This is a genomic window from Phycisphaeraceae bacterium (assembly GCA_019454185.1).
In the GTDB taxonomy this organism is placed as follows: Bacteria; Planctomycetota; Phycisphaerae; order Phycisphaerales; family UBA1924; genus JAHBWV01.
Map to the genome: position 1 here is coordinate 3181068 of CP075368.1, position 14359 is coordinate 3195426.

The 14359-nt window shown below is 65.9% G+C and carries 9 protein-coding genes; 7 read left to right on the plus strand and 2 right to left on the minus strand.

Annotation, left to right across the window (positions count from 1 at the left end; all coding sequences use genetic code 11):
- Positions 1 to 204 precede the first annotated feature (204 nt).
- On the minus strand, positions 205 to 1815 hold the full coding sequence (trpE, locus tag KF838_13435) for an anthranilate synthase component I (GenBank protein QYK47779.1): 1611 nt from the start codon (positions 1813 to 1815) through the stop codon (positions 205 to 207).
- A 60-nt stretch (positions 1816 to 1875) separates the two neighbouring features.
- Here trpE and KF838_13440 point away from each other — a divergent pair, with 60 nt between their 5' ends.
- From KF838_13440 to KF838_13470, 7 genes are all read left to right on the plus strand, one after another.
- Positions 1876 to 3969 (plus strand): hypothetical protein, encoded by a 2094-nt coding sequence (locus tag KF838_13440; protein ID QYK47780.1) that lies wholly within the window; start codon positions 1876 to 1878, stop codon positions 3967 to 3969.
- Between the two features lie 307 nt (positions 3970 to 4276).
- Positions 4277 to 4708, plus strand: coding sequence for a hypothetical protein (locus KF838_13445; protein ID QYK47781.1), 432 nt, complete (start codon positions 4277 to 4279; stop codon positions 4706 to 4708).
- Between the two features lie 27 nt (positions 4709 to 4735).
- A complete protein-coding gene (locus KF838_13450; protein ID QYK47782.1) occupies positions 4736 to 5371 on the plus strand; it encodes a hypothetical protein in 636 nt (211 codons plus the stop codon).
- A 35-nt stretch (positions 5372 to 5406) separates the two neighbouring features.
- The gene (locus KF838_13455) at positions 5407 to 6126 is read left to right on the plus strand and encodes a hypothetical protein (protein QYK47783.1); all 720 of its coding nucleotides are present in this window, start codon (positions 5407 to 5409) and stop codon (positions 6124 to 6126) included.
- Between the two features lie 82 nt (positions 6127 to 6208).
- A complete protein-coding gene (locus KF838_13460) occupies positions 6209 to 6931 on the plus strand; it encodes a hypothetical protein (GenBank protein QYK47784.1) in 723 nt (240 codons plus the stop codon).
- A 328-nt stretch (positions 6932 to 7259) separates the two neighbouring features.
- Entirely contained in the window at positions 7260 to 9728 is a 2469-nt protein-coding gene (locus KF838_13465) for a hypothetical protein (GenBank protein ID QYK47785.1), read from the plus strand.
- Positions 9729 to 9988: 260 nt separating this feature from the next.
- On the plus strand, positions 9989 to 11854 hold the full coding sequence (locus KF838_13470; GenBank protein QYK47786.1) for a hypothetical protein: 1866 nt from the start codon (positions 9989 to 9991) through the stop codon (positions 11852 to 11854).
- A 51-nt stretch (positions 11855 to 11905) separates the two neighbouring features.
- Here the strand turns inward: KF838_13470 and KF838_13475 are convergent, their stop codons facing one another.
- Complete coding sequence (locus KF838_13475) at positions 11906 to 14335, minus strand: glycoside hydrolase family 127 protein (GenBank protein QYK47787.1); 2430 nt, start codon at positions 14333 to 14335, stop codon at positions 11906 to 11908.
- Between the last annotated feature and the right edge of the window lie 24 nt (positions 14336 to 14359).

Genomic DNA, 14359 nt, shown 5'->3' on the forward strand with positions numbered 1-14359 from the left:
GCAACCTTCCAGAGTCGGAGGTTTAATGGGTGCCGGAGATCCGGGCTGGGCCGAACTCACTTGATAAAGACCGCAACTGATGACAAAAACACACAATGACCCCACAGCATAAGTACGGCACATTGTGACACCTCCTTCGCAGCGTTTAGACTACCCGATATGAGGATGTGCGTCAAGGGTAACTCAACGAGTATACACACAGATCTAACACGCTCCGAACGCGCGCTCCGCCATGTCGATCGCGCGGGCCAGTGCCGCCGCTTTGTTCACGGTCTCCATGAACTCCGGCTCCGGCTTCGAGTCCGCGACGATCCCGCCCGAGGCCTGCAAGTGATAAACCCATCGCCCGTCGGGCCCGCGCATCGCCGTCGGCACCACCATCGTGCGCAGCGTCAGCGCGATGTCCATGTTCCCATCCAGCCCGACATACCCCATGCCCCCGCCGTACGGCCCGCGTCGGAGCGGCTCCAGCTCGTCGATGATCTGCATGGCGCGGATCTTCGGCGCGCCCGAGATCGTCCCCACCGGCAACGCCGCACGCAGCGCGTCCCAGCAGTCCAGCCCCTCGCGCAGCGTCCCCGTCACCGTCGATGAGATGTGCATGACGTGGCTGTAACGTTCGATCTCCATCACCGCTTGCAGCTCGATCGAGCCGGGGACCGCGACGCGCCCGACGTCGTTCCGCCCCAGATCCACCAGCATGATGTGCTCGGCCCGTTCCTTCTCATCCGCCAGCAACTCGCGCTCGAGTGCGAGATCCTCTTCCGGCGTCGCCCCACGCTTCCGCGTCCCTGCCAGCGGACGGTTCGTCACCGTCGCCGATCCGTCCCGCACCCTCACGCGGCACAGAATCTCCGGGCTCGACGCCACCAGGATGCACCCCTCCGCCTGCAGATACACCATGTACGGGCTCGGGTTCACCGCCCGCAGCGAGCGATACACGTCGAACGGATCGACCTCGCTCACCCGCTCGAATCGCTGCCCCAGCACCACCTGGAAGATGTCCCCCGCCCTGATGTACTCCATCGCGCGCGACAGCATCCTGGCGTGCTCGTCACGCGTCATGTTCGAAGGCAGCGGCGTCACCGGTGTCTCGCGCGAGACCCGCCCCGCCGGCAGGGGCTTGGTGTGCCGCTGAATCTCGTCGATCCTGCGCTCGAGTTTCGCGATCGCGCGTGTGTACGCCTCGCCGACATCATCATCCGGCGCGACCATCGCCATCTGCACGACGTGAACCAGCTTGTCCACGTGATCGAACACCACCACGCCGTCATAGAACGCAAAGTGCAGGTCCGGCAGGTTGCGATCGTCGCGCGGCGCGCTGTGCCATCCGAGCTTCTCCGGCTCGGCGTAGCGCACGGTGTCGTACCCCGCGAACCCCGCCCACCCGCCGAGGAAACACGCCGGCAGCCCGTGCCGATGCCCCGACGCCGCGGGCATCACCAGCGACACCATCCCGCTCATGCGGCGCATCGCATCCAGCGGGTCCGCCCCCGCGTGCGTCGTCACACGCGTGCGCCCCGTCGAGAGATCACGAACCGTCACCCGATCGGCAAACGCCACCACGTCATGGATCGGCTGCGCCCCGAGGATCGAGTACCGACCCTGGCGCTCGCCTCCCTCCACCGACTCCAAGAGGAACGATGGCGCGGTCCGCTGGTCCGGCGCGACAAGCCGGCGATACGCCAGCACCGGCGTCAACTGGTCCGCAAGCAACGCCTCCGTCAACGGGACGGCCAGCGTCACGCCCGGAGCCCGCGACGCCCGCGCCTCACGAACAACACCCGCAAACTCGCCCGCGCTCAGGTTCGGCATCGAGGCCCAGTGTACGCAACGCCCCGGCCCTGCCGCCCCCGCGCACAGGTACGATCACCCATGACCAGGCCACGCCCCGCGTCATCCTCGTTCCCACCCCCATCCTCAACTCCACCTCGGGCCGGCTCGATCTGGCTCGCGCTTCTTGCCGCCCTCATCGCTGCGCCATTCGCGCAGGCGGGCAACCCCGCCGATCCTCCCCGCGCTCCAAGCCCGGAACTCGCCGCGGCTCACGCGCTCGGCCAGCGCGCTGAAGCAACGCTCAACGCCGCGCACATTCACCCCACCATCGTCATCGTGCCCGATGTCTGGTCGTACATCGAGGCCGTCGCGCGCTGGACGCCGACCCTCCGCTACCCCGTGCTGATCGACGACGGAACCCCCGACGCCGCCGACAACATCGCCCGCTTCGTCGCCGCCTTCGCGCCGACAACGGTCCTCCGCTGGGCGTCCGACATCGAGCCCGCCCGCGGCCCATCGCTCACCTCCGCCCGCGTCGATCGCGCCGTCGCCCTCGCCTGGGGCGCATCCCCCGACGATGCGCCCGTCGGCGTCGGACCCCTGCTCAGCATGTGGACCGAGCGTGCCCACGAGCCGACCGGCGTGATCGTCGCCAATCCTGCGGACGCGGCATGGACCGGCGCGCTCGCCATCGCCGCCGCGCGGGGCCAGCCGATCATGTGGACCGAACTCGGTCGCAACCCCAACGCCTCGCTCACGCTCGACGAAGCCAAGGAACTCGCCTCACGTATCGAGGCCTTCTGCACGGCAAACGGGCTCCGCTGGGCGCGTCTCGGCGACACCATCGACGCGGTCACGCTCTGCGCCAACGCGCCGATCAAACTCATCTTCGCCGAGGCCCCCGCGCGCGGACCCGCGCCGAACACCGATCCCAAGGCCCCGCCCGAGCGCCAGATGCTCGCCCTTACCGACTTCATCGGCAGGCACCTCCCCGGGCGAGCCGCCGAAGGGCGATGGGCATGGGCCGGGCAGATCATGGGCGATGCCCACCACGCGGCGTACCGCGCCATGGCCGCACTCTTCCTCCGCCCCGACTCCGCGTGGATCTTCGATAGCTACACCGAGCCCGGCGTCTGGCAGGAGCACGACGGAGCCGCCGCCGCCCGCGAGCTCGAACGCGCCGGCTGGACCGTCCGCCTCGACGACGCGCCGAACGCCACGAGCATCCACTGGCGCACCATCGCCTCGCGCCCCATCGATCCCGGCCTCGTCCTCATCACCACGATGGGCAACGCCAACTTCTTCGAACTCGGTCGCCAGGACCGCTGCGCCCCCGGCGATCTCCCCACACTCCGCAGGCCCGCGATGCTCCACTTCGTCCACTCCTGGTCGCTCACCTCACCCGCCGCGACCCACACCGTCGGCGCACGCTGGCTCGATCGTGGCGTCTACGCCTACGCCGGTTCCGTGCAAGAGCCCTTCCTCGCGGCGTTCGTTCCCACGCCCGACGTTGCGCGCCGCCTCGCCTCCGGCATCCCCTGGGGAGCGGCGATCCGCGTCGAGGCCGCGCCCGTCTGGCGCATCGCCTCCCTCGGCGACCCTCTCATCACAACCGGCCCCGCGCGCCCGCCCGAACGATCCGACGCGCCCCTCCCCCTCGAAGGCGCTGCCGATCTGGAATCGGCCATCAAAGACGCGCTCCGAAACCGAGAGATGGAACCGGCGATCCGAAGCATGGCGCTCCTCGGCCGCCACGAAGACATCGCACGTCTGGTCCGCGCCCTGCTCGCCGACGCCCCCGAAACGCTGACGCCCGCAATCGCCGCGCTCGCCGCACCCTCCGCGTTCCATCTCTCCGATCTCGACCTGCTGCTGCGTCTTCGCGACGGGATGTCACAGGCCGATGCCGCTCGCCCGCGCATCCTCGACCCGCTCTGGAACCTCGCGCGATCGCGCATCCATTCGATGGACGACCCATCCCGCAGGCGCGTGCTCGACGCGCTCCGCACCGCCGTCCGCGCCGACCAACCCGGAGCCGACGGCATCGAACTCACGCATTGGCTCAGGCGATACGCCACCCGCGCCGAGGCCGAGGCCTTCGCACACACCATCCGCCCCCTCCTCCGACAGCCGCGCGACCAGCGCGCCCTCGACGCCGCCCTCACCGGGCGGGACCTCTCCGGGCGGGAATAGCCCCGCACACGACGAATCACCCACATAGAGCAGAAGAACCGCGAATTCGTCTTGCATCCCTGCGAAACCGGGTCATATTGGACGTATGGGATGCTGGCAGGACACATCCGGCCCTTCGGATGACACTGCCCCCAGCGGAGGACCTACCACATGCCAACCGAAGCGAACATCGGAACCACGCAAGGCGGCTGGAATGCGGGCAGCTTCGGCCTCGTCCCCTTCACACTCTTTGAAGGCCCGCTCCATCCACGTGATCACTACACGATCGTCGAGAATATGCCGGCGAGCGACGACACTGAGGGTGTCAGTGTTATTGAATCGGGGGCTCCCCTTCGGCAATGGGCTAAGTCTCTTCTTCTTCGGCGGTGCCGGGGCATCTCCTGGTGACAACACAACCGCCACGCTCCGCATCTGGGCCGTCAGCGACGCACCGGCGGTCGGCACGAATGAGCCCGTCTACGGCTTCTGCCTTGGCGATGTGAAACTCACGCTGGGACAGTCTCCGGGGCTGGCATCCACCCCGATCCCCGCCGCGGCGAAGTTCTTCTGCGATGCCGAAGTCATCCAGCCGGACACCGCGCTGACGCCGCCGGGAATCCGCGTCATCGGGCGGGGCGCGGAGCATGGCAAGGTGGACATTTTCTTCGACACCGTGGGGTGCCGCGCGGTCATCATCCAGATCATGACGGACGATGCCGAGAAGCTCGCCACGATGTTCTTCTACTGGCGCGTGCTGTAACGCCATTGCTGAGAAAGGGAGCAATCGATGCCGACGGATATCGCACTCGGAACCTTGCAAAGAGCATTCACACGCGGGCTGTTCAAGTCGAGCGCGCCAAACACGTCCTACAAGGGCGTCCTGCTCAACAACGGCGTGTACGCAGTGACGGCAGGCGCTCCGACCTATCCCCCTGAGCCCGATCCGTCGGACGGGCGGAGCGACAGCGTCTCCATCATGACCGGCTCATCCGGCCCGCTTCCCTTCGGGAACATCTTCGTGATGATGTTCCACGGCCAGTTGCGCTCCGGCGGCTTCCTCTCAACCCTGCCACGAACAGCGACGGTCCGGCTGTGGGGCATGCAACCCCTCAACGGCTCGGATGACTACGCCGGAACGCCCCTCGGCGACCTCAAACTGAAACTGGGGAACACGGGTGGCAAGAGCGGCACCGACATTCCACTGAACAACCGGTTCGTCTGCGATGTACGCGTCGTCCCGCCCGACATCTCCCTCACACCCCCCGGCATCCGCGTGATGGGTCAGAACGCCAGCCAGGGCGCGGCACACGTCGTCGTCGACTCGCTGGGCTTCACCCACATCGTCGCGCAGTTGAGAATCGACGCGAACACCTCAGGCGAGAGCAACATCGTGAATCTCAGCGTCTGGTGGCGAACTGGCTGACCGATGCCGCCGCACAGACAACAAAGGAGTGGAACATGAAACTGAGTCTTGGACTGAACTTGACGGGCTGGAGAGTCGCAGCAATAGCTGTTCTCGCCACCATGACAGGAGCAACCGCCATGGCCGACGTGACACGCGTGATCATCGACAATCCCGCAGAGCGGCCGATCGTGACGAACCGCAACTTGTCGATTGGCATCTTCCGGCCGGTCCTCACACTGCAGGAGTTCCCTGAACCAACCGGGAACCCTATCGACAACTCTGTCTGGATGGCATTCTCCAATGAGGCTGGAGTGATCAGGGGCCTCATTCGCGGAAACGATCTCGGATTCCCGGCCTTCCCCCTGCAAAGCCCATCTCTCTTTGCAGACGGCGGGTTGGAATTGCTGGGGATGGAACTTGATGCGAGCGGCACATGGTTCTCACCTCGATACGACTCTGATTCGGACTCTGTGGATCCCGCGCGCTTGCAACAAGTCAATGAGTTTGGCTACTTCCAGATTCAGAACTTCAATGACGGCGATATGGCGTACATCGGCTACGCAGACGCCGACCGCAGACGCTTTGGCTACGTGCAGATCCAGCGCCAATCTTTGACCCAGTGGACGCTCATCGGCCATGCATATGGCGACGTCGGAGAGCCAGTTCTTGTTGAGGATCTGACAACGTACATCCCAGTGCCGTCATGTTCGCTCATCATCGGCGCGGGTGCTCTGCTCTCGGGCACTCGTCGGCGTGAGCGTGCCATTGTGTGACGTGCACGGCGTCCGGCCCCGCACACTCTCCATGAGCGTTCGAGGTCTGCCGCCGTGTTCAATCAGAAGAAGGAGTCCGGTGATGAATCCAGGATCTTCAGGAAGCCCGCTGCGGAAGGGCGTTATGCTCGCTCTCTCGCTTGCCGCTCTCGCCACGCTGACAGGAGCAACCGCCATGGCCGACGTGACACGCGTGATCATCGACAATCCCGCAGAGCGGCCGATCGTGACGAATGGGGATGTGTCCATCGGGCTATTCAGACCGACGCTCGTGCTACAGGACTACCCGCCCGTGGGTGTCGAAGTGATCGAGAACTCCATGCGGATCGGGTTCTACTTTGAGGCGGGCGTGACCTCGGGTGGAATCGTCGGGAACCATCTACCGTTCCCCGCTTTCCCACTGCAAAGCCCTTCTCTGTTCGCTGATGGTGGGCTGGAGCTCTTGGGGATGGAACTTGATTCGAGCGGGACTTGGTTCTCGCCAAGCTATGATTCAGTTTACGATGACGTGACGCCAGCGATGCTGCAGCAAGTCAACGAGTTCGGCAACTTTCAGATTCAGAACTTCAATGACGGCGATATGGCGTACATCGGCTATGCAGACGCCGACCGCAGACGCTTTGGCTATGTGCAGATCCAGCGCCAGTCTCTCACCCAGTGGACTCTTATCGGCCATGCCTACGGCGAAGTCGGAGAGCCAGTGCTCGTCGAAGACCTGACGACGTACATCCCCGTTCCCCCTTCTGCCCTGCTCCTCGGTGCTGGCTCGGCACTTCTTTCTAGACGTCAACGGCTTGACAGGTGAAAATATCAAGTCGTTCGGCAACGGAAGGGCCGTACCAATGGCGATATGGATCGTGAGTCCGGTTGAATCGTCCGTGACGCCCGATGGCAATGGACTTTATGTGCTGTTCACAGTCTTGGGACTGCCAGCGGACTTTGTTCCCAGATCGCCGGAAGTCGCGAACGGTTCAGAGATTGTGTCCGCAGTTGGCACACCAGCGTTTGCGAACTGGGGTCGTCTCAGAGGGTGGAGGTTTGATGAGATTGCAAGGTCGCAGTGGCAGTTGCGGCCGCCTTTGACTGAGACTCGATCATCTATCATTCGAGGGCGAATCGTCTTCATTCAACCATTGTCGACCGCGGGCGATTACGCCGTTCGCGTACTCCTTGAACTGAGCGGCGCCGCCCGCGTCGCCATGGGAGCGGGACTTCGGACGAAACTCTCAGACGAACGCGCGCCGCTGTACATAGAACGCTTCGGCCCCGGCTTCCTCACCCTCCGAAACGCGAACGCGGGTGAACCGGCGGTGATCGCCTCGCCCGAACTCATCCTCACCTCCGCCGAGGACCCCAGCAAGCGCGGCATGATCTTCACCGACGGCGCAACCCGCGTCGGCGTCTTCCCCGGCTTCGACCGCAGTTGCACGCTCCGGGGCCAGCGTCAGCCCCGGCTCCAATACCACTGGGATGCACAGGCCGAGCGCAGCCGCGTGAGTTCGACGCAGGTCTTCCCACCCCCGACGATCCCGACCATGCACGACAACCGGCTCGTCTGCACGTCCGCCGAGGCGGTCGGCGGGCGCGAGGCCCAGATGCTCCTCGGGCCAGTGGCCGGTTCTACTGATCCGACGCGGGGCTACCCCTACCTCCGCTTCACGCTCGACGGCACCGGCACGGATGTGTACACGATCGCCGATCCGGCGTTCCGGCTCTTTCCGAGTGCCGCGACCGTCGGCGCGGTCTTCACCCCCGAGTCGGGCAGCGCGGCGACCGCTGTTCAGACGCTCGCAGGACGCCTCTACAGCACACCCGACGACCCGCTGCCCGATCACTCCCAAGCAGAGTGGCGCCTGATGTGGAACCGCATCGGCACCTCGGCGAACGACTGGAAGGACTCCGAGGTCTGGATGCAGTTCTCCAACGGCACAACCATCCCCGCCGTGAAGGTGGTGACGGGCAAGGCCGGCGTCCGTCATTGCGTGATCTATCGCGGCCGCCCCGGCCCCACGGGCGCGGAGTTCTGGGTCGATGGTCGGCGCATGGTCGCGACCGCGCACGTCAACAGCGGCAATCCGAACGCGACGGGGGTTGTCTCGATCGGCGCGCGAGCATCTCCCGTCTCCCCCGGCTGGATCGAGCCCTACCGGGGCCAGTTGGAACAACTCTTCATCTACGACGAGGGAATCTCAGACTCTGCGCTCTCCGCCGTCCTCTACGAATCCTGCGGCAGGGCCGGCATCCCCATCGGCGGCGACATCCCCGTCGAGGAGCAGACGCAGCCCTACACCCCATCGCCCACGCTCGATCGCAAGCGATGGATCGACTGCAAGCCCCTTGCCTCGATCCAACTGTACATTCCCGTCGATCGTGACCTGGAAGACCCGACGTATGTGCCGCCGCCCCCGAGTTCCGCGCCCCCCAATCTCCTCGGCCAGCGCGAGGAATGGCGGAGCACGGATCAGGATGTGATCGAAGAGTTCCTGTGGGACTCGATCGCTCTTGCCCTCGGCGGCTGCGACGACTACGACATCCTCTTCAACCGCCCCGCGGGCCAGTACCCCGACGACATCATCGCCAGCGGCATCCACGGCAACGTCAACACGTTCTCGCTGAACGGCGCGACCTCCGACCTCTCGGACAAGATCATCACCGACACGCAGATGGCCGCGCTCAAAGCCGTGTGGGACGACCTGGGGCTGAGCGACCACAACGAGCGCGAGGGCGCATCCTTCTACTCCGACGATTTCGCGAGGCGCGGGTGGTTCTACACCGGGGGCGGCTTGTGCCTCAACGAGGCGGGCGAAGTCCTCGACAACGCCCGCATGTCGCTTCGCATCATTCCCCCCGCGAACGCCGCCCTCTATCGCGAGGCCGTGCTCGACAAGTGGGTGGATGAGGTGGCGGGCTGGGATGATCGCTTCCGCTGTCTCATCCTCGACTCGATGAACCAACCGCACTGTTACCCGAAGTTTGCCGAGATCCTGCACGATTCCGCGGCGGACATCGCGGGCGAGTTCACGCTCGTGGGTGAGCCGATCGGGACCGCATTCACGGGCGTGTACATCCCGAGGGACGAACCGACCAAGGGGCCGTGCGATGAGCCCGAGGTCGATACTCGCAACTACGCGACACGAAAGGCAACGCCCTCGTTTTGCATCGCCAATCTGCCGAGCGCTCCATGGTGGAGAATAAACCCCGCAACCGGCCGCCCGGCGATCGGGCGGCGTTACAACCCCTGTTGGGCCAAGCAGCCCAACTTTGATCCGACCACCATGCAGTTCTATATCGGAATCGGTCCGAACAGCGAACTGGACCTGACTGCGGACAAAGACGGAGAGCGCCCGGACGATCTGAGCGGTAACTCGCAGAACCTCCGCATAGGCGATATCTATCGCTTCATCCGCTTCGGCGAGCACATCGTCGAAGCCGATCTCGACGATGACGGCGAGACAGAAGTCTACAAGCGGTACGCGATCCTTCCTGTTGCGTGGAACGGCAACTACTCGAAGGTCGGTGCCGCGTGGGACTACGCGACGGGACGCATCCCCGTCGGGCGAATCCCCATGCTCTCCCCTCGCATCTCCCGCATCTCTCGATAACCCCTCGCCCACTCATCCCACCCTTACCCCCAAGGCGCACCGAGGCCTTCGCACACACCATCCACCCCCTCCTCCGACAGCCGCGCGACCAGCGCGCCCTCGACGCCGCCCTCACCGGGCGGGAATGAACCGATAACCCCGCGATCTGGCTCCTGCGTTGAAGCGACCCGCTCCGCAGACACCCCCAATTTCGCTTTGACGGGAGCCCATCATCCATTACAGTGCGTGCTGGCCAGGCCCACCATCTGCGGGAGACATCCATGCTTCGTCGATTCCGTTCACTCTGCCTGTTCTCGCTGGCATCCGCGCTCATCATCTCCAACGCCGCGGCACAGCCGGTCGGCAACGGCTTCACCTACCAGGGCGAGCTCCGCAACGCCGGCATCGTCGCCAACGGCACCTACGACCTTCGCTTCCGCCTCTACGACGCGCTCGCCAGCGGCGCCCAGGTCGGACCCTCGCTCTGCGTCGACAACGTCCCCATCGCCGATGGCACCTTCACCGTCGAGCTCGACTTCGGCTCCGTCTTCGCCGGCTCCACCCGATACCTCGAGATCGATGTCCGAGAGGACACCGGCCTGGGGTGCGCCAGCGGCACGGGGTTCGTCACCCTCGCCCCACGCCAGCGGATCGCGACGACACCCTATGCCGCGTACGCGCTGACCGCCGCGAACGCGACCACCGCCACGAGCGCCGCGAGCGCGACGACGGCGCTGAGCGCGGGCAACTCCACCAATCTGAACGGCCAGCCCGCCAGCTTCTACACCAACGCCACCAACCTCACGGCGGGGACGCTCCCCGATGCGCGGCTGAGCTCCAACGTGACGACGCTCAGCGGCACGCAGACCTTCAGCGGCGCGAAGTCGTTCTCCACCTCTCCATCCTTCACGGCGGCGGGCTCGCCCTTCAGCGTGACCAGCAGCACCAAGGTCACGAACCTGAACGCCGACCTGCTGGACGGGCTGGACAGCGGCGCGTTCGCCGCAGCATCGCACGCCCACGACGCCGGCGCCATCGTCAGCGGCACCCTGGCCGATGCGCGGATCCCGACGTCGATCCCACGCCTCGGAACTCTCAACACCTACACCGCGGCGAATATCTTCAACGCGTTCGCCGGCGTGAACCGATCCTCGCCCCTCACGAGCAACGAGGTCTTCGGCCTCCAGAACGCCAGCGGAGCCACCGGCTACGCAGGCATGTACATCAGCAGCACCGATGCTGCTGGCGGGCGCCCGTTCTACGGCTACAGCGTCAACTCGCAGACCGCGTGGACATACGTCGAGCCGGGCGGCCAGTGGCGTGTGCACAACGGCGCGGATCGGCTGGCGATCAGCCGCACAACCGGAGATGTCGGCATCGGCACCACGAGCCCCGGCGCACGGCTCGAAGTCTCTGCCGCAGACGCCGCCATGCGCATCCGCAACACGAACGATGTCGGTGGCGGCTTTGTGCAGAACACCTTCAGCACGCTCCAGCTCGGCCTGTACAACCCGACAGCAGGTGCGTGGGGCGTCGTTCCCGCGGGCGGCACACGCGCGATGCTGGGCGTGCAGAACACCGGACGCGTCGGCACGCTGACGAACACGAGCGGGTCGCCGTCGTGGCGCAACACCATCGACGACGGGAGCGGAAACGCGAGTTTCGCGGGATCGATCACTTCAGCGGTCGGCTTCGCCTATGCCACCCCGCAGGTCCGCACACTCAACATCCAGGCAGAGGACTTTCGAGCGTTCAGCACCAGCACACCCGGCAACTTCGGCGGCGGCCCGTTGTTCCTCGCCCAACTCGACGCGAGTGTCGCGTACGGCGTGATGCACGCCGCGCTGCCGCTCCCTCAGGGTGCCCAGATCACGAGCTTGCTGTGCAGCATGCAGGGAGGCGCGGGCGGCCCGATTACGATCGAACTCCGCAGACGAACGATCTCCAACAACAATGAGTCGATCATGGCCTCCGGCTCGAGCGACAACATGTCGGGCGAGTACGCCAACCTCACGCTCTTCGGAGCCAACACGCCCATCGATCACACGACATACGTCTACCGTCTCTATGCCATCTGCAACGACTGGACGACAAGCTCATGGGTCCGTCTGGTCCGGATCACCTACACCGTCCCCGCAGCCGACTGACGATCTCCACAGTGGGCACGCCCGCGTATCTGCCGGAAACCCCTCGCCCACTCACCTCACCCTCATCTCCAGCACGCCCGCGCTGAAACCCTCGCGCATGTCGATCTTCACGCGCACGCCCTTCGCGCTCACCGGCTCAAACCGCGCCGTGTTGAAGGCGTCCTTCACCACCCCCGATTCCTCCACCGACGCCACACGCCTCCACGTCCCACCCACCAGCGCCTCCACGCTCCACCCCCGAGGCACGCGGCACTGGCCCCGCCCCGTGTCATCAAACCAGTACACCGAGACCTCGCCCACACGCCGGGGCTCGTCAAACTCCACCGCCACCCACTCGCGCCCCGCCGGCTCCGCGTCATCGCCCGCAACCGGCCCGGACCCCCCCGCACCCCCCTGCCCGGCAACGCCCTTGCGTGGCCAGAAGGTCAGCCGCGGGATCGAATGATCGATGCTGCTCGACGGCTCCAGCCCGTCGATGATCGCGCCCGGGCCCTCGCCGTGCCCGACGAAACTCGCGCTGGCCCGCACGCCGCTCGGGGGCAGCGGATCCATGAACTGCACGGACTCCGGCAACCACACCACCATCTCGCTCTTCCCCCGGTTGGCCCACGCGAAGTACGGGATCATCGAGAGCGACGCCTCCTCCAGAACCGGCCCGTCCCGATAGAGCGAGCCATCGCCCCCGCGCGAAGAAGCCGACAACGCCGAGGCAACGATCGACGGCGCGCCCAACACGCCCCGCTCGCCGAGCCCCAACGCCGCGCCGGGCGGCAGCACCAGCGTGTGCACCGATCGGGCGTGATCCGGCGATTCCGCGGCATACACGATCGGGCCCCGCATGATCGCCACCCGACCCACACTCTCCTTCACGCGCGGGTCCGCGTACACACGGCGCGCCTCCATCGGAATCCGGATCCCGACCGTGTGGACCACGCCGGGGTCCGATGCCGTGCGCAGATAGCCGTCCGCGTCTATCTTCGGGCCGTCGCCGCCCCGCGGGGCCCACGACGGCCAGCGGGCCGCCACGATCAACTCCCGCGACGTCGTGTTGTTGATCCTGATCCGCACCGCGCCGTCGAAGGGGTAGCCGGTCTCCTGCTCGATCGTCACCCGCTCGCCGCCGATCTCAACCGTCGCGACGCCCGGCATGTACTGGTTCACGTAGATCGTGTCGCCCCTCACCGCGTACGTGTATCGCCCCAGCGAAGCGAGAAACCGCAGCACGTTCGGCGGGCAGCACGCACACTCGAACCAGTCGCGACGCGCCGCACTCCCCCGGCTCGCCATCGGATTCACATAGAAGAACCGCGCCCCATCCCCCGAAAGCCCCGCGAGCACCGCGTTGTACAGCGTCCGCTCGAACTGATCCATGTACCGCGCCTCGCCCGTGAGCAGGAACATCCGGTGCGCCCACATGCACAGCGCGATCGATGCGCACGTCTCCTGGTACGCCGAGTGCGTCGGGATGTCGTAAGGATCCGTGAACCCCTCGTTGTGCGCCGACGGGCCGATCCCGCCCGTGATGAACATCCGACGCTCCGTCACATCCTCCCACAATGCGTCCAGAGCGCCCCGGTAGTTCCCCCGCCCGCGCAGCGCAAGGTCCGCCATCGCCATGTACATATACCCCGCCCGCACCGCATGCCCCGCGGCTTCCATCTGCTCCGCCACCGGCTTGTGGTCCTGCGCATAATCCCCCCACGGGCCGTACATCGTGCCGTCCAGCTTGCGATGGGGCCGCCCGCGCTGCTCCAGCAGAAACTCCGCCAGATCGAGGTAGCGCGTCTGGCCCGTGACATCGAAGAGTCGAACAAGCGCGAGCTCCAACTCCTGATGCCCCGGCGGCGCGGTGAAGGTCTCCGGCCCGTAGAGATCATCGAGAAAGTCCGCCGCGCGGATCGCCACGTCGAGCAGCGTCCGCTTCTTCGTCGCCTGGTAGTGCGCCACGCCCGCCTCAATGAGGTGACCCATGCAATAGGTCTCGTGGTCCCACTCTTCGCGCGTGAAGCGGTTCTCCACCCCCGCCTTCAGCGTGTAATAGGTGTTGATATACCCGTCCGCGTGCTGCGCTCGCGCGACCTTCTCGATCAGCGCATCCAGATCCGCGTCCAGGGCGGCACGTCGCCCCGCATCCTCTTCCGCCGCGATCAGGTACGCCCATCCCTCCATCATCTTGTAGACATCCGAATCGTTGAAGAGCAGCCCCTGATACGCGCCCGGGTTCGGATCGCCCGCGATCTTCGCCGCCGCACGCTCGAAGTTGGCGATACGTCCCGTGACATCACACTGATGGCGATTCGCGCCCAGCGTCCCCTCGCGCACCGCGTTCATTCTCGACCGCCAGAACGCCCCGCCCGCAGAGACCGACTCATGCGCCACGGGCACGATCCGTGCATCCGTCTGCGCCGACGCGTCCGTGGTGCCGCCCATCGCACACGCAGCAGCGAGAAGCCACGCGCCACCGATCTTCACGCTCAACATGGCTATGCCTCCGCACGCTCTCCG

Bases quoted from the DNA above. Each gene is read 5' to 3' on its own strand.
- KF838_13460 (QYK47784.1), top strand. From the start codon at position 6,209: ATGAATCCAGGATCTTCAGGAAGCCCGCTGCGGAAGGGCGTTATGCTC.
- KF838_13450 (QYK47782.1), top strand. From the start codon at position 4,736: ATGCCGACGGATATCGCACTCGGAACCTTGCAAAGAGCATTCACACGC.
- KF838_13475 (QYK47787.1), bottom strand. From the start codon at position 14,335: ATGTTGAGCGTGAAGATCGGTGGCGCGTGGCTTCTCGCTGCTGCGTGT.
- KF838_13455 (QYK47783.1), top strand. From the start codon at position 5,407: ATGAAACTGAGTCTTGGACTGAACTTGACGGGCTGGAGAGTCGCAGCA.
- trpE (QYK47779.1), bottom strand. From the start codon at position 1,815: ATGCCGAACCTGAGCGCGGGCGAGTTTGCGGGTGTTGTTCGTGAGGCG.
- KF838_13440 (QYK47780.1), top strand. From the start codon at position 1,876: ATGACCAGGCCACGCCCCGCGTCATCCTCGTTCCCACCCCCATCCTCA.
- KF838_13470 (QYK47786.1), top strand. From the start codon at position 9,989: ATGCTTCGTCGATTCCGTTCACTCTGCCTGTTCTCGCTGGCATCCGCG.